Annotated in this window: 13 protein-coding genes and 1 riboswitch; of the genes, 9 read left to right on the top strand and 4 right to left on the bottom strand. The window is 54.4% G+C overall.

Annotation, left to right across the window (positions count from 1 at the left end; all coding sequences use genetic code 11):
• Window positions 1-3 precede the first annotated feature (3 nt).
• Window positions 4-2,655 carry a phosphoenolpyruvate carboxylase gene (ppc, locus tag WLO31_RS20375; protein ID WP_435928317.1) on the bottom strand — a complete coding sequence of 884 codons (2,652 nt, stop codon included), beginning with the start codon at window positions 2,653-2,655 and terminating at the stop codon, window positions 4-6.
• Window positions 2,656-2,892: 237 nt separating this feature from the next.
• Window positions 2,893-4,044 carry an acetylornithine deacetylase gene (gene argE, locus WLO31_RS20370; RefSeq protein WP_435928316.1) on the bottom strand — a complete coding sequence of 384 codons (1,152 nt, stop codon included), beginning with the start codon at window positions 4,042-4,044 and terminating at the stop codon, window positions 2,893-2,895.
• Between the two features lie 184 nt (window positions 4,045-4,228).
• Between argE and argC the strand changes: the two genes are divergently transcribed.
• From argC to oxyR, 5 genes are all read left to right on the top strand, one after another.
• Complete coding sequence (gene argC / locus WLO31_RS20365; RefSeq protein WP_435928315.1) at window positions 4,229-5,233, top strand: N-acetyl-gamma-glutamyl-phosphate reductase; 1,005 nt, start codon at window positions 4,229-4,231, stop codon at window positions 5,231-5,233.
• 16 nt (window positions 5,234-5,249) lie between these two features.
• Window positions 5,250-6,026, top strand: a complete 777-nt coding sequence (gene argB / locus WLO31_RS20360; RefSeq protein WP_435928313.1) for an acetylglutamate kinase — start codon at window positions 5,250-5,252, stop codon at window positions 6,024-6,026.
• Window positions 6,027-6,066: 40 nt separating this feature from the next.
• Complete coding sequence (locus WLO31_RS20355; protein ID WP_435928312.1) at window positions 6,067-7,284, top strand: argininosuccinate synthase; 1,218 nt, start codon at window positions 6,067-6,069, stop codon at window positions 7,282-7,284.
• An 87-nt stretch (window positions 7,285-7,371) separates the two neighbouring features.
• Window positions 7,372-8,745 (top strand): argininosuccinate lyase, encoded by a 1,374-nt coding sequence (argH, locus tag WLO31_RS20350; RefSeq protein WP_435928311.1) that lies wholly within the window; start codon window positions 7,372-7,374, stop codon window positions 8,743-8,745.
• A 276-nt stretch (window positions 8,746-9,021) separates the two neighbouring features.
• On the top strand, window positions 9,022-9,939 hold the full coding sequence (gene oxyR / locus WLO31_RS20345) for a DNA-binding transcriptional regulator OxyR (RefSeq protein ID WP_435928310.1): 918 nt from the start codon (window positions 9,022-9,024) through the stop codon (window positions 9,937-9,939).
• Here the strand turns inward: oxyR and sthA are convergent.
• Window positions 9,922-11,322, bottom strand: coding sequence for a Si-specific NAD(P)(+) transhydrogenase (sthA, locus tag WLO31_RS20340; protein ID WP_435928309.1), 1,401 nt, complete (start codon window positions 11,320-11,322; stop codon window positions 9,922-9,924). The genes oxyR and sthA overlap by 18 nt on opposite strands.
• Window positions 11,323-11,518: 196 nt before the next feature.
• Between sthA and fabR the strand changes: the two genes are divergently transcribed.
• Together fabR and WLO31_RS20330 are read left to right on the top strand one after the other, a co-directional pair.
• On the top strand, window positions 11,519-12,160 hold the full coding sequence (gene fabR, locus WLO31_RS20335; protein WP_435930681.1) for an HTH-type transcriptional repressor FabR: 642 nt from the start codon (window positions 11,519-11,521) through the stop codon (window positions 12,158-12,160).
• A 10-nt stretch (window positions 12,161-12,170) separates the two neighbouring features.
• Entirely contained in the window at window positions 12,171-12,515 is a 345-nt protein-coding gene (locus WLO31_RS20330; protein ID WP_435928308.1) for a YijD family membrane protein, read from the top strand.
• 42 nt (window positions 12,516-12,557) lie between these two features.
• On the opposite strand, the gene trmA is transcribed toward WLO31_RS20330, so the two are convergent.
• On the bottom strand, window positions 12,558-13,658 hold the full coding sequence (gene trmA, locus WLO31_RS20325; RefSeq protein WP_435928307.1) for a tRNA (uridine(54)-C5)-methyltransferase TrmA: 1,101 nt from the start codon (window positions 13,656-13,658) through the stop codon (window positions 12,558-12,560).
• A 118-nt stretch (window positions 13,659-13,776) separates the two neighbouring features.
• A riboswitch (cobalamin riboswitch) is annotated at window positions 13,777-13,961 on the top strand.
• A gap of 70 nt (window positions 13,962-14,031) precedes the next feature.
• Between trmA and btuB the strand changes: the two genes are divergently transcribed.
• Together btuB and murI are read left to right on the top strand one after the other, a co-directional pair.
• Complete coding sequence (gene btuB, locus WLO31_RS20320) at window positions 14,032-15,903, top strand: TonB-dependent vitamin B12 receptor BtuB (RefSeq protein WP_435930679.1); 1,872 nt, start codon at window positions 14,032-14,034, stop codon at window positions 15,901-15,903.
• Complete coding sequence (murI, locus tag WLO31_RS20315) at window positions 15,848-16,729, top strand: glutamate racemase (protein ID WP_435928306.1); 882 nt, start codon at window positions 15,848-15,850, stop codon at window positions 16,727-16,729. Before btuB ends, murI begins: the two co-directional genes overlap by 56 nt.
• Window positions 16,730-16,801: the final 72 nt, after the last annotated feature.

The raw sequence follows: 16,801 nt of genomic DNA, 5'->3' as shown, positions 1-16,801 counted from the left end.
ATGTTAGCCGGTGTTACGCATCCCGGCTGCAACGCCGGCGATAGTTACCATCAGAGCCTGCTCAACGCGGGCGTCAGGCTCTTCATCTTTCTCTTCCGCCTGGCGTGAGCGGTGCAGTAATTCCGCCTGCAGAACGTTCAGCGGGTCGGTGTAAATATTACGCAGCGTGATGGACTCGGCTATCCAGGGGAGATCCTCCATCAGATGCGAATCGTTGGCGATATCCAGCACCACTTTGATATCGGCTTCCAGCTGGTCGCGAAGCTGTTTGCCCAGCTTCCACAGCTCCGGTTTCACCAGACGCTGATCGTAGTATTCCGCCAGCCAGAGGTCAGCTTTCGCAAACACCATTTCGAGCATGCCAAGCCGCGTGGAGAAGAACGGCCAGTCGCGACACATGGTTTCCAGTTCGCCCTGTTTACCGTCTTCCACCACTTTTTGCAGGGCGGCACCGGCGCCCAGCCAGGCAGGGAGCATCAGGCGGTTTTGCGTCCAGGCGAAAATCCACGGAATGGCGCGCAGGGATTCCACGCCACCGTTAGGTTTACGTTTTGCCGGACGCGAACCAAGCGGTAATTTACCCAACTCCAGCTCAGGCGTTGCCGAGCGGAAGTAGGGGACAAAGTCTTTGTTTTCGCGGATATAACCGCGATACATATCGCAGGAGATGGCAGACAGCTCCTCCATAATATGCTTCCACTCTTTTTTTGGTTCCGGTGGCGGCAGCAGGTTCGCTTCAAGGATCGCGCTGGTATAGAGCGAAAGGCTGCTGATGGTGATTTCCGGCAGACCGTATTTGAAGCGGATCATTTCGCCCTGTTCGGTTACGCGCAGGCCGCCTTTCAGGCTACCGGGCGGTTGAGACAGGAGCGCTGCGTGCGCTGGAGCGCCGCCACGGCCGATAGAGCCGCCGCGACCGTGGAACAGCGTCAGGGTGATGCCGGCTTTTTCACAGGTTTTGATCAGCGCGTCCTGCGCCTGGTACTGCGCCCAGGAAGCGGCCATCACGCCTGCGTCCTTCGCCGAGTCAGAATAGCCAATCATGACCATCTGTTTGCCCTGAATAAAGCCGCGGTACCAGTCGATATTCAGCAGCTGGGTCATAACGTCGTCGGCGTTGTTCAGGTCATCAAGGGTTTCAAACAGCGGAGCGACCGGCAGCGCAAAGGTACAACCAGCCTCTTTTAGCAGCAGATGTACTGCCAGCACGTCAGACGGTGTTTTCGCCATTGAAATTACATAGGCGGCGATAGATCCGCGAGGCGCTTCGGCTACCACTTTGCAGGTTTCCAGCACTTCGCGAGTCTCTTCACTCGGTTCCCACTGGCGCGGCAGCAGCGGCCGTTTGGAATTCAGTTCGCGGATCAGGAAAGCCTGTTTGTCGGCTTCTGACCAGCTTTCATAGTCGCCAATGCCCAGATAGCGGGTCATTTCGCCCAGGGCCTCGGTGTGGCGGGTGCTTTCCTGGCGAATATCAATACGCACCAGAGGCACGCCAAAGCTCTTCACGCGGCGCAGCGTATCAAGCAGCTGACCGTTGGCGATAATGCCCATACCGCAAGCCTGAAGCGACTCGTAACAGGCATAGAGCGGTTCCCACAGCTGTTCGTTCTGCGCCAGCAACCCTTCTGGTTTTGGCAAGCGCTGGCCTTTCAGGCGCGCCTCCAGCCAGGCCTGCGTCGACAGAAGCTGCTGGCGCAGCCCTTTCATAATGCAGCGATACGGTTCCTGCGCGGCGTCAGGGCCTGCCAGTTCGCTCAGTTCTGGCGTGCATTCCACCATGGAAAGTTCGGAAATCAGAACCTGAATATCGCGCAGGAACAGGTCGGTGGCTTTCCAGCGGCTAAGCAGCAGCACGTGGCGGGTAATATCGGCCGTTACGTTTGGGTTGCCGTCGCGGTCGCCGCCCATCCAGGACGTGAAGCGTACGGGCACGAAATCCACCGGCAGTTTGTAATTCAGATTTGCTTCAAGCTGTTCATTAAGCTCGCGCAGGTAGTTCGGTACGCCTTCCCACAGGCTGTTTTCAACCACCGCAAAGCCCCATTTGGCTTCATCGACCGGGGAAGGGCGATGCTTACGGATTTCGTCGGTATGCCATGCCTGCGCTACCAGCTGGCGCAGACGGCGCATAATCTGGTTGCGTTCGTAATCGGCGATGTCGCTGTGGTCGAGCTGTTTCAGGCAGCTGTTTACTTCAACCAGCTTGTGAATCAGGGTACGACGGGTGATTTCGGTCGGGTGTGCTGTCAGCACCAGTTCCAGGGAGAGGGATTCCACTGCATCACGAATGGCGGCTTCGCTGATATCCGGCTGTTCTTTTAATTTTTGCAGAGTTTTAGCGATAACTTCAGGATTGCTGGCGGCCTCGCCGTTTGCGGAAATGCTGTGATATTGCTCGGCGGTGTTGGCCAGATTCAGGAACTGGCTGAACGCACGGGCTACCGGCAGTAGTTCGTCGTTAGACAGGTTCTGTAAGGTGGTTAACAGCTCCTGACGGTTAGCTTCATTGCCCGCCCGTGAAGACTTTGACAACTTGCGGATTGTTTCGACCCGATCAAGAATGTTTTCACCTAATGCATCCTTGATGGTATCCCCGAGCAACTTGCCGAGCATACTGACATTACTTCGCAAAGCGGAATACTGTTCGTTCATATGACCCCAGACACCCAATCTAATTTGTAACTTAATTTCACCCGTGAAGGTTCAACACCGTCTTTTATAAAGCCACGTCTCACCGCGTTCGTCAATTGCTACGAAATCGTTTCAGCAAACGAATAAATGACGCAAATTTATGAAATTTAATTACCAGGTTTGCGCATAAGTAATTCTTATAAGAATTCGCGAAAAAGCAGCGGAAAAAGGGGAGAAAACCCCGTTCTCCGCTATTTTTCAATGCCAGCAAAAGTGGTTTACGACCTGCGTAATGAGCTTACGAGTCGGCTCGATAAAACGGGTTTCGATATATTCATCCGGCTGGTGCGCCTGGTTAATGGAGCCCGGGCCCAGAACCAGCGTCGGGCAGATAGTCTGGATAAACGGCGCTTCGGTGCAGTAGTTCACCACTTCGGTTTGCGCGCCCAGCAGCTTCTCAACGACCTGCACCAGCTGATGATCTTTGGCGCATTCGTAGCCCGGGATCGGCGGGTGAAGTTCGGAAACTGTCAGGCGGCCAGGCCAGCGCTGGCTAACCGGCTCCAGCGCTTCATTAAGTAAACCATTCAGATCGTTTAACGTCAGGCCTGGCAGCGGACGGATATCCATGTGCAGCTCGCAGCAGGCGCAGATACGGTTTGCCGCATCGCCGCCGCTGATGTGCCCCAGGTTTAACGTTGGGTAAGGTACGGTGAAGGCATCGTGGTGGTAGCGCTCTTTCAGGGTATTTTTCAGCGACATGATGTGGCCGATCGCGTCATGCATCAGTTCGATAGCGTTCACGCCGCGCGCCGGATCGCTTGAGTGGCCGGACTGGCCGAGGATGCGAATCGCATTGGAAATATGGCCTTTATGCGCACGCACCGGCTGCAGGGAGGTCGGTTCGCCGATGATGGCGCAGCCCGGACGCAGGTTAGTGGTTTCGGAGAAATAACGCGCCCCGGCCATGGTGGTCTCTTCATCCGCGGTCGCCAGAATATAAAGCGGCTTTTTCAGCGTCGTCACATCAACATCACGCAGCGCATCGAGAATAAAAGCAAAGAAGCCTTTCATGTCTGCGGTGCCGAGTCCGTACAGTTTATTTTCATGCTCTGTCAGGGTGAAGGGATCGCGCGTCCAGCGGCCGTCGTCAAAAGGAACGGTATCGGTGTGGCCCGCCAGCAGCAAGCCGCCCGCGCCGGAACCGGTGCTTGCCAGCATATTAAATTTGTTGCGGGTGCCGGGAACGGGCTGCACTTCGACGTTAAAACCCAGGTCGCGGAACCAACCCGCCAGTAAATTGATTAAAGACTCATTGCTTTGATCCAGCGCGCTGTCGGTGGCGCTGATGGAGGGATTCGCGATCAACGCGCGGTAAATCTCGATAAAAGGAGGTAATTTCATCTTCACTGTTGACAGGCCTTAGGTTAGGATAGTATCAATATTCATGCAGTAATTATGAATAAAAATACAATAACGTTGAGCGTAAAGGAACCCTTAAGCGTTCCGGTGAATAAAACCACGCTCGCAGACGTGGGTGACAGCCGCAAGGCTTTTCCCTGAGCAGACACGACGTAAGAGGTGAGCAGCCCAGATGTTGAATACGCTGATTGTTGGTGCCAGCGGTTATGCAGGCGCAGAGCTTGTAACCTATTTGAATCGCCATCCTCATATGAACATAACCGCATTGACGGTTTCAGCGCAAAGTAATGACGCAGGAAAATTGATATCTGATTTGCATCCGCAGTTAAAAGGCGTTGTCGACATGCCTTTGCAGGCAATGTCCGATATCAGCGAATTCACCGACGGCGTCGATGTGGTATTCCTGGCGACCGCGCATGAAGTGAGCCACGATCTTGCGCCACAGTTCCTGGACGCGGGCTGCGTAGTAATTGATCTATCCGGCGCGTTTCGCGTTAACGACGCTGAGTTTTATCAACGTTATTACGGCTTTGTGCATCAACATCCTGAGCTGCTTGAAAAAGCGGTTTATGGCCTGGCGGAATGGCAGGGCGATAAATTAAAAGAAACCAGTCTGATTTCTGTGCCGGGCTGTTATCCGACAGCCTCCCAACTTGCGCTTAAGCCGTTGATTGATGCAGGCCTGCTGGATTTGAATCAGTGGCCGGTGATTAACGCCACCAGCGGCGTGAGCGGAGCAGGGCGCAAAGCGGCTATCTCCAACAGCTTCTGCGAGGTGAGCCTGCAGCCGTATGGCATCTTTAACCATCGTCATCATCCGGAAATCGCGACTCACCTTGATACGCAGGTTATTTTTACTCCTCATCTGGGCAATTTCCCGCGCGGGATCCTGGCGACGATTACCTGCCGCCTGAACGAAGGCGTGTCGCAGCAGCAGGTTGCTGACGCCTTTAATCAGGCCTATCAGGACAAACCGCTGGTGCGTCTGTATGACAAGGGCGTTCCGGCGTTGAAAAACGTGTTGGGCCTGCCGTTCTGCGATATCGGTTTTGCCGTGCAGGACAGGCATCTGATTGTCGTCGCAGCCGAAGACAATCTTCTCAAAGGCGCATCGGCGCAGGCCGTACAGTGTCTGAATATTCGTTTTGGCTTCGCCGAAACGCAGTCTCTTATTTAACCGACAGCCGGGTGAAATGATGAATCCGTTAATTATCAAATTAGGTGGCGTCCTGCTTGATAGCGAAGAGGCGCTGGAGCGTCTGTTTACCGCCCTTGCGAGCTATCGTCAGGCCCATCAACGCCCGCTGGTGATTGTGCACGGCGGCGGCTGCCTGGTGGATGAGCTAATGAAAAAACTCTCCCTGCCGGTGAAAAAGAAAAATGGTCTGCGCGTTACTCCAGCCGATCAGATAGACATTATTACCGGCGCGCTGGCGGGTACAGCGAACAAAACGCTGCTGGCCTGGGCGAAAAAGCATGACATCAACGGCGTCGGTCTGTGTCTGGGCGACGGCGACAGCGTGACCGTGACCAGGCTTGACGAAGAGCTGGGCCATGTTGGACTGGCGAAACCCGGTTCAGCTAAGCTGATTACCACGCTGCTTGAGGCGGGCTTTATGCCGATCGTCAGCTCCATTGGCGTGACGGCGGAAGGCGAATTAATGAATGTGAACGCTGACCAGGCGGCAACCGCGCTGGCGGCAGCCCTGGGCGCGGATTTGATTCTGCTCTCAGACGTAAGCGGCATTCTGGACGGTAAAGGGCAGCGCATCGCCGAGATGACGGCGACAAAAGCTGAACAGCTTATCGCTCAGGGCATTATTACCGACGGGATGATTGTGAAAGTAAACGCGGCGCTGGATGCAGCCCGCACGCTGGGCCGTCCGGTGGATATCGCCTCCTGGCGCCATGCGGATCAGCTCCCCTCTTTATTCAACGGCGTGGCAATTGGCACCCGGATTCTGGCTTAGTTCTGGCCTGGTTTAGAAAAAGTATTGGAAGGAAAAAACAATGGAAAATCACGGCATCAAAAAAATCGTTCTCGCATACTCCGGCGGCCTTGATACCTCAGCCATCATTCCCTGGCTGCAGGAAAACTACGGCGGCTGCGAAGTCGTCGCCTGCGTGGTGGATATCGGTCAGGATCGTGACGATCTGAAAGGCGTTGAGCAAAAAGCCCTGCGCTCCGGCGCGACTGAATGTTATGTGGTGGATGCGCGTGAAGAGTTCATCAGCGACTACGTTTATCCGGTTCTGCAGACTGGCGCGCTGTATGAAGGCAGCTATCTGCTGGGCACCTCAATGGCTCGTCCGCTGATTGCTAAAGCGCTGGTGGACGTGGCGAATAAAGTCGGCGCGGACGCGCTGTGCCACGGCGCAACCGGTAAAGGTAACGACCAGGTGCGCTTCGAATCCACCTGGGCTGCGCTGGCGCCGCATCTGAAAGTGGTTGCGCCATGGCGTGAGTGGAACCTGCGTTCCCGTGAAGCGCTGCTCGACTATCTGAAAGAGCGTGATATCCCGACCACCGCGTCGCTTGAAAAAATCTACAGCCGTGACGAAAACGCCTGGCACATCTCCACCGAAGGCGGCGTGCTGGAAAGCCCGTGGAATGCGCCGAACAAAGATTGCTGGGTCTGGACCGTCGATCCGCAGGAAGCGCCGGATCGGGCCGAGCAGGTTACCGTCACCGTTAAGCAGGGAAAAGTTGTTGCTGTTAACGGCGAAGCGATGAGCCCGTTCAAATGTCTGGAAACCCTGAACGCCATTGGCTCTAAGCACGGCATTGGCCGCATTGATATCGTTGAAAACCGTCTGGTAGGGATCAAATCCCGCGGCTGCTACGAAACCCCGGGGGGCACCATCATGATGGCCGCTCTGCGTAGCGTTGAGCAGCTGGTGCTGGATCGCGACAGCTTCAAATGGCGCGAGCAGCTGGGCCTGGAAATGTCCTACGTGGTTTACGATGGCCGCTGGTTCGCGCCGCTGCGTAAATCCCTGCAGGCTTCCGCAGAATCTCTGGCGGAAGAGGTGAACGGCGAAGTGGTGCTGCAGCTGTATAAAGGTCAGGTCACGGCGATTCAGAAAAAATCCCCGAACAGCCTGTATAGCGAAGAGTTCGCAACCTTTGGCGAAGATGAGGTGTATGACCACAGCCACGCGGGCGGCTTTATCCGTCTGTTCTCATTGTCATCACGTATTCGCGCTTTGAACGAGTTGAAAAAATAAGCAGCGCGAAGATGGTGTAGAAAGCAGAACACATAGTCAGGGCGCAGCTTGCTGCGCCTTTTGCTTAAAAAATTCAGGAGCGGGAAAATGGCACTTTGGGGCGGACGTTTTACTCAGGCGGCGGATCGGCGGTTTAAAGAGCTGAATGATTCTCTGCGTTTTGATTATCGGCTGGCGGAACAGGATATTGCAGGTTCGGTTGCCTGGTCTAAAGCGCTGGTGACGGTGAACGTATTGACGGCTGACGAACAGCGCCAGCTCGAAGAGGCGCTGTCTGCTCTGCTGGAAGAAGTGCGTGTCGATCCTCGCGCTATTTTAGCCAGTGATGCAGAAGATATTCATAGCTGGGTCGAGGGCAAACTTATCGATAAAGTGGGCGATCTCGGCAAGAAACTGCATACCGGCCGCAGCCGTAACGATCAGGTCGCAACCGATATCAAATTATGGTGTAAGGCGCAGGTGGTCGAACTGGGTGAAGCGCTGCACCATTTACAGCTGGCTTTAGTGGCGACAGCCGAAGCTAATCAGGATGCGGTGATGCCCGGCTATACCCATCTGCAACGCGCGCAGCCGGTGACTTTCGCCCACTGGTGCATGGCGTATGTAGAAATGCTGGCGCGTGATGAAAGCCGCCTGAAGGATACCTTGACTCGTCTTGACGTCAGCCCGCTGGGCTGCGGCGCGCTGGCGGGAACCGCTTATCCGATGGATCGTGAGCAGCTTGCCGGCTGGTTAGGGTTTGTCTCTGCCACGCGTAACAGCCTCGACAGCGTCTCCGATCGCGACCATGTGCTGGAACTGCTCTCCAACGCCGCCATCAGCATGGTTCACCTTTCGCGCTTTGCCGAAGATCTGATTTTCTTCAATACCGGCGAGGCCAGCTTTGTTGAGCTCTCTGACCGCGTGACCTCCGGATCTTCACTGATGCCGCAGAAGAAAAACCCGGATGCGCTGGAGCTGATTCGCGGTAAATGCGGCCGCGTGCAGGGCGCGCTGACGGGCATGATGATGACCATGAAAGGCCTGCCGCTGGCTTATAACAAAGATATGCAGGAAGACAAAGAAGGGCTGTTCGACGCGCTGGATACCTGGCTGGATTGCCTGAACATGGCCTCGCTGGTGCTGGACGGCATTCAGGTAAAACGTCCGCGTGCGAAGGAAGCGGCCCAGCAAGGTTATGCTAACTCAACCGAACTGGCGGATTACCTCGTCGCCAAAGGCGTACCTTTCCGTGAAGCGCACCACATTGTGGGTGAAGCCGTGGTGGAAGCTATTCGACAGGGAAAAGCGCTGGAAGCGTTACCGCTGGATGATTTGCAAAAATTCAGTCGCGCAATTGGTGAAGATGTTTATCCCATTCTTGAGCTGCAGTCCTGTCTTGATAAACGCGCTGCGAAAGGCGGCGTTTCACCGCAGCAGGTAGCTTTGGCAATTGAGGATGCAAAACAGCGTCTGATGTAATCTTGCAGGGAACCTTCTCCTGGCAGAAGGTTTTTCCTGAACGCAGCGCAAAAAAAATGCGGACATCAAGTCCGCAAAAGATTCACGTGGCATTTTTCATAGTTAGTCAGGTCAGAGAACAGAGATTTTCTCCTCAGCACAACAATCCATTGAGGGTTGATGTATGGATAGTTCGTGCTGTTGCCGGCTATTATTCATCATCACGCTTGATAGGGATAATCGTTCGTTGCTATGCTATCTATCGCCATGGGCTATCATGGCGCTGGAGGATGGATAATGAATATTCGCGATCTTGAGTACCTTGTGGCGTTAGCTGAACACCGCCATTTTCGTCGGGCAGCGGATGCCTGTCACGTTAGCCAGCCAACGCTGAGCGGCCAAATCCGTAAGCTGGAGGATGAGCTGGGCGTCATGCTGCTGGAGCGCACCAGCCGCAAAGTTTTATTCACCCAGGCAGGTTTGCTGCTGGTCGATCAGGCCCGCACCGTACTGCGAGAAGTCAAGGTGCTAAAGGAGATGGCCAGCCAGCAAGGTGAGGCGATGTCCGGACCGTTGCATATCGGCCTGATCCCAACCGTGGGGCCTTATCTGCTGCCGCAGATTATTCCGATGCTGCACAAAAGTTTCCCGAAGCTGGAAATGTATCTGCATGAAGCGCAGACCCACCAGCTGTTAGCGCAGCTTGATAGCGGCAAGCTCGACTGCGCAATTGTGGCGCTGGTAAAAGAGAGCGAAGCCTTTATCGAGGTGCCGCTGTTCGATGAGCCAATGGTGCTGGCGATATATCAGGACCATGCGTGGGCAAACCGCGACAAAGTACCGCTTTCAGACCTGGCCGGTGAAAAACTGCTGATGCTGGAAGATGGACACTGCTTGCGCGATCAGGCGCTGGGTTTCTGTTTTGAAGCCGGCGCGGATGAGGACACGCATTTCCGCGCAACCAGCTTAGAAACGCTGCGAAATATGGTCGCTGCGGGCAGCGGCATCACGTTGTTGCCGGCGCTGGCCGTGCCGAATGAACGCGAGCGGGATGGGGTGGTTTATCTGCCGTGCTATAAACCAGAGCCGCGCCGTACGATTGGCCTGGTTTATCGTCCTGGCTCTCCGCTGCGTAGCCGCTATGAGCAGCTTGCGGAAGCCGTCCGCACACAGATGGACGGCCATTTCGACTCGGTATTAAAACAGGCGGTTTAAGCCGTTTAGCGCCGCTACCCGATAGGCTTCCGCCATCGTTGGGTAGTTAAAGGTGGTGTTAACGAAGTACTCGATGGTGTTGCCGCCGCCTTTCTGCTCCATTATCGCCTGGCCGATATGAATAATTTCCGCCGCGCGTTCGCCAAAGCAGTGAATCCCTAAAATCTCTTTCGTCTCGCGATGGAAGAGAATTTTTAGCGTGCCCACATTCATGCCGACGATTTGTGCGCGAGCAAGATGTTTAAACTGCGCGCGACCCACTTCATAAGGCACCTTCATGGACGTCAGCTGCTGTTCGGTTTTCCCGACGGAGCTGATTTCCGGGATGGTGTAAATGCCGGTTGGAATATCTTCAATCAGGTGCGCATTGGCTTCGCCTTTAACCAGCGCCTGTGCTGCGATACGGCCCTGATCGTAAGCCGCGGAAGCAAGGCTTGGATAACCAATCACGTCGCCGACGGCATAGATATGCGGCTGCGCCGTCTGGTACATGCTGTTAACCTTCAGCAGGCCCCGGCTGTCGGTTTCCAGCCCGACGTTTTCCAGCGACAGAGAATCCGTATTCCCCGTGCGGCCGTTAGCGTACAGCAGGCAGTCGGCCTTAACTTTCTTGCCGGATTTCAGCGAGACAATCACGCCGTCTTCCACACCTTCAATCTTCTCAAACTCTTCGTTATGGCGGATAACGACGCCGCTGTTCCAGAAGTGGTAAGAGAGAGAATCTGACATTTCCTGATCGAGGAACGCCAGCAGGCGGTCGCGCGTGTTAATCAGATCCACTTTAACGTTCATGCCGCGGAAGATAGACGCGTATTCACAGCCGATAACGCCTGCGCCGTAAATGATGACGTGGCGCGGTTCATGTTGCAGGCTGAGAATAGAATCGCTGTCGTAAATACGCGGATGAGTGAAGTCCACTTCTGGCGGACGATAGGGACGCGAGCCGCAGGCAATAACGAACTTCCCGGCGGTGATCGTTTCAACCGAACCGTCCGGACATTCCAGCGCAATGGTGTGCTCATCCACAAATCTTGCGTCGCCCTGCAGCATCTCGCAGCGGTTACGCTCGTAAAAGCTTTGGCGCATGCGGGTTTGCTGGTTAATCACGCTATCGGCGTGGTTAAGGATATCGGCAAAGGAGGAACGCAGAAGGTGGGTGTGGTCGCTGTATAACGGGTTTTGATTGAATTCTATAATACGGCTAACGGCGTGGCGGAGGGCTTTTGAAGGGATAGTGCCCCAGTGGGTGCAACCGCCGCCAACGTTATGGTAGCGCTCAAGCACTGCGACCCTGGCGCCAAGTTTTACCAGCCCCATTGCAGCGCCTTCGCCGCCCGGGCCGGAACCAATTACTACTGCATCATAATCGTAGGTGTGTGACATGGTAAGGCTTACCTGTTCTTATACATAAAAGCAACATGATGGTAACATCATCAGCGGTATAACCCAATTATCCTTGTGCTTTTTCCTTTTTTACGCGAGCAGCGTCCCGTAAACAATCATTCACAATCCTGTATAAAAGCGGTAGCGTTAGTTTCTGATATAGTGCCAGTTCGGTTTGAGGGGTTCAGGCAACGTGATGGGTGTAAGAGCGCAACAAAAAGAACGAACCAGACGTTCTCTGATAGAAGCTGCGTTTAGCCAGCTAAGCGCTGAGCGGAGCTTTGCAAGCCTCAGCTTGCGCGAGGTGGCACGCGAGGCAGGGATTGCGCCAACGTCGTTTTATCGCCATTTTCGCGATGTTGATGAGCTGGGCCTGACCATGGTGGATGAAAGCGGTTTGATGCTGCGTCAGCTGATGCGCCAGGCTCGCCAGCGTATTGCCAAAGGCGGAAGCGTTATCCGCACTTCCGTTTCCACATTTATGGAGTTTATCGGTAATAACCCTAACGCCTTCCGTTTGCTGTTACGCGAACGCTCAGGCACTTCCGCCGCTTTCCGTGCCGCCGTGGCGCGCGAGATACAGCACTTTATTGCGGAACTTGCCGACTATTTAGAACTCGAAAATCGCATGCCGCGCAGCTTTACTGAAGCGCAGGCGGAAGCGATGGTGACCATAGTTTTTAGTGCCGGTGCCGAGGCGCTGGACGTTGATATCGATCAGCGTCGTCAGCTTGAAGAGCGCCTGGTGTTGCAGCTGCGCATGATCTCAAAAGGTGCGTATTACTGGTATCGCCGGGAGCAGGAAAAGATGTCGCTGGCTCAATTATCCGCAGAGTGAAGGACGAGTAATGAAACAGTTACAAGAGAGAGGTACGCTGGTGCTGGCGTTTATCGCCGGTCTTTCGATTAACGGAACCTTTGCCGCGCTGTTCAGCTCGGTAGTGCCGTTTTCCATTTTCCCGATTATCGCTCTGGTGCTGACGGTGTACTGTCTGCATCAGCGTTATCAGAATCGAACCATGCCGGTAGGGCTGCCGGGCCTTGCCGCAGCCTGTTTCGTGCTCGGCGTGTTGCTCTACAGCGCCGTTGTGCGTGCTGAATATCCGGTTATCGGTTCGAACTTCCTGCCATCTGTGCTTTCAGTCGCGCTGCTGTTCTGGATTGGCGTCAAAATCCGCGCGCGCAAAGCGTAAGCCAGCCTACATACAAAAACGGACGCCGAGGCGTCCGTTTTGCTATTTACGTGTTAACCACACGCCGCATTCCATATGGTGCGTATAAGGGAACTGATCGAACAGCGCCAGGCGCGAAACCTTGTGTGTTTCAGCCAGCGTTTCCAGGTTTTCACACAGCGTTTGCGGATTGCAGGAAATGTAGAGAATCTGCGGGTAAGCCTGCACCATCTTCACCGTATCGGCATCCAGGCCGCTGCGTGGCGGATCGACAAAAATTGTCTCGCACTGATAGCTTTTCAGATCGATGCCTTGCAGACGGTTAAACTCGCGCACGCCGTTCATCGCCTGAGTAAACTCTTCAGCCGCCATGCGAATAATCTGCACGTTCTCAATATGGTTGGCGGCAATATTATATTGCGCAGCGGCAACGGAAGGCTTGGCGATTTCGGTTGCCAGCACGCGGTTAAAATTTCGCGCCAGCGCCAGCGAAAAGTTACCGTTGCCGCAGTACAGCTCCAGCAGATCGCCGCCTGAATTTTTGGTCGCGTCCAGCGCCCACTCCAGCATTTGAATGTTCATTGCCGCGTTTGGCTGCGTGAAGCTGTTTTCTACCTGGCGATACATCATCTCCTTGCCCGCCACCGGCAGACGTTCGTCGATGTAATCCTGGTCCAGCTCGATTTTGGTTTTCGTAGCGCGGCCGATTAAATGAACGTTAAAGCCGCGAGCGCGAAGTGAATCACGCAGGACCCCGGCATGTTCGCGCCACTCATCATCCAGCTTACGATGATAAAGCAGGGAGATGACGGCCTGATTACTCAGCGTGGTCAGATAATCTATCTGAAAAAGCTTATGGCGCAATGCGGGAATATTCCGCACGCCGTCCAGCATCGCCGGCATTAGCGCATTAATCAGCGAGCTTGCTGCCGGGAAGCTGTCCACCCGAATCCGCTGCTTAGTCTGCTGGTCAAACATGATGTGATAGAGATCGTCTTCATCGTGCCAGATGCGGAATTCCGCACGCATACGGTAATGGCTGACTGGCGAACGGAACACCTCCGGCGCAGGCGCGGCAAACGGGGACATCATGCTTTGCAAGCGGGCGACTTTTTCCGCCAGTTGCGCGTCGTATTGGTCAATCGGGAGATGTTCAGGGGTCATAGGCCACTACCTGTTAATAAAGTCAACTACGCGGCGATTTTAGGGAATACCCTCGCGATGTCCAGTCTCTTCGTCAGCAGAAGTTCAACTGGAAGTCTGGACTTCTATATGGCGATAACGGTAGCATGCGCTCTCCGGCCTCCTGAGAGTTAAAAGGGAACCCAGTGTAATTCTGGGGCTGACGCGCAGCGGTAAGGAAGAGCGGGATGAACGCGAAACGCAGACACTGCTTATATCAGCGGGAAGTCCTCATCCATAACAACGCCTCCAAGCCCGAAGACCTGCCGGTTTACGTCGCAATTGACATAGCTATCGCGTGCTATCGGTTATGTCTGCGGCATCCTTGATTTAAAAGCGGATGCTTATATAAATGATGATAAAAAAAGTTTCGCTGTTTACGGCGCTGTCCGTAACGGCGTTTTCTGGCTGGGCGCAGGACAGCAATTCTGAAGATGCTCTGGTGGTGACGGCTAATCGTTTCCAGCAGCCGGTCAATACCGTGCTGGCTCCGACGGACGTTGTCACCCGAAAGGATATCGAAAAATGGCAGGCAAAATCCCTCAACGATGTTATGCGCCGCTTGCCGGGCGTGGATATCGCACAGTATGGCGGCCTCGGGCAAAGTTCCTCCATGTTTATTCGCGGAACTAATGCCAGCCACGTTTTAGTGCTGATAGATGGTGTGCCGGTTGCGCGACCGGGTATTTCAAATACTGCCGATTTCAACCAGATCCCTCTCTCTCTGGTTCAGCGCGTTGAGTATATCCGCGGCCCACGTTCCGCCGTTTACGGTTCCGGGGCGATCGGCGGCATTATTAACGTCATTACCCATTCTGACGAAGAAAAATCGCAGATTAACGCGGGCGTGGGTTCAAAAGGCTATCAGCAGTATGACGGCACGTTACGCCAACGCTTTGGTGATACTGTGGCGACGATTGCCGGATCATACGAAACAACCAAAGGCTTCAACGCCCAACCGCACTCCACCTACAGCGGCGACAACGATCGTGATGGTTCCCGAAATAAAACCTTCTGGGGCGGGCTTGAGCACAAATTCAACGATGAATTCGATGGTTTCTTCCGGGGCCGTAGCTATACCAATAATATCGATTACGATCTGGGTAGCCCGCCGTCCTTACCTGCTTACAGCGCTAATGAAGAGCAGCTTTACAACCAAAGCTTTGATGCCGGGATGCGCTTTTACTCGGGAATTTACTCTTCGCAGCTGATTGCCAGCTATCAGAAAGTAAAAGATTACAACTATAGCAGCGAGTATGGCCGCTATAACGACGGCACCACGCTTGACCGTATGACCCAACGTAATCTCCAGTGGGGCAATAACTTTGTCGTTGGGCAAGGTTCCATCAGCGCCGGCGTGGACTGGCAGCAGCAGCGTCTGTCCTCTTCTGATACAGCTATCACCGACACCTACAAACGTGATAACACCGGCCTGTACCTGAGCGGGCAGCAGCAGTTTGGCGATGTGACGCTGGAAGCTTCCGGCCGTGAAGATCACGACGGGCAGTTCGGCTGGCACGGCACCTGGCAGACAGCGGCGGGCTGGGAGTTTGTTGATGGCTATCGCGCAACGCTTTCCTATGGCACCGGCTTCCTTGCGCCATCGCTTGGGCAGCAGTTTGGCTCCACTCGTTTTGGCATCGACTCTAACCCTAATCTGAAGCCAGAAGAATCCAGGCAATGGGAAGCGGGCGTTGAGGGCCTGAGCGGACCGCTCGACTGGCGTCTGTCGGCATACCGCTACAAAATCGAAAACCTGATCACCTACTATTCCGATCCGGTAACCTTTAATGGCGCTTACGACAACATCGATTCTGCCACCATCAAAGGGCTGGAGTGGACGGGTAGCGTTGATACCGGCATCTTTACGCACAAGGTGACGCTGCAATATATGGACCCGCGTAACGATCGGAATGATGAAGTGCTGGCTCGCCGTGCGAAGCGCCAGGCTAAATATCAGCTCGACTGGACCCTATTCGATGTCGATATGGATGTGGCGTGGCAGTATTATGGCAAGCGCTACGACAACAACACCTCTGCTTATAATAATAAGCAGCAAGTTTTGCCGAGCTACAGCACGGTTGACGTCTCTGCTTCATATCCAGTCACCTCTCATCTGACCGTTCGTGGTAGAATCGCCAACCTGTTCGATAAAGATTATGAGACGGTTTATGGCTATCAAACCCCGGGACGGGAATACTATCTCTCTGGCAGCTATACCTTCTGATGCACGTCCCACGGTGCTGGTTTTCGATTCCGGCGTCGGGGGGCTTTCAGTATATAACGAGGTCCGGCAACTTCTGCCGGACCTGCACTACATCTATGCCTTCGATAACGTAGCTTTTCCCTACGGCGAAAAAAGCGAAGAATTTATCGTTGAACGAGTGGTGGAGATTGTCACCGCCGTTCAGGAACGCTATCCGCTAGCGCTTGCTATTATCGCGTGCAATACCGCAAGCACGGTTTCCCTTCCCGCATTACGCGAAAAATTTGCTTTCCCCGTCGTTGGCGTAGTGCCGGCAATTAAACCTGCAGCACGCATGACGGCAAACGGGATCGTTGGCTTGCTCGCGACTCGCGGTACGGTTCGTCGGCCTTATACCCATGAGCTGGTGGCGCGCTTTGCTACAGAATGCAAAATCGAGATGCTGGGATCTGCAGAGCTGGTGGAGCTGGCGGAAGCCAAACTGCATGGCGAACCAGTCTCTCTGGAGGAGCTGCGCAAGATACTGCGTCCCTGGCTGCGAATGAAAGAGCCGCCGGATACCGTCGTGTTGGGTTGTACTCACTTTCCTCTGTTACAGGAAGAACTCTTGCAGGTATTACCGGAAGGGACGCGCCTGATAGATTCGGGCGCTGCGATTGCGCGGCGTACGGCGTGGCTTTTAGAACATGAAGCGCCAGAGGCATTATCTGCGGATGAGAGTATTGCTTTCTGCACGGGCTTTACGCCAGAAACCGCACAGTTACTGCCTGTTTTGCAGCGTTATGGCTTCGCTAAGCTTGAAAAAGTACCAGTTTGCAGCGGTTTTGCACAAAAAAGCGACGCTTGAAAAGAAATTGCAAATTAGGGGTTGTCAGCCTCCGAAAAATCCCTATACTGCGCCTCCACTGACACGGCACAA

The organism is Dryocola sharpae, assembly GCF_051307055.1.
In the GTDB taxonomy this organism is placed as follows: Bacteria; Pseudomonadota; Gammaproteobacteria; order Enterobacterales; family Enterobacteriaceae; genus Dryocola.
Note: the sequence above shows the minus strand (reverse complement) of the source record. Positions and strands in the feature narration are given on the sequence as shown.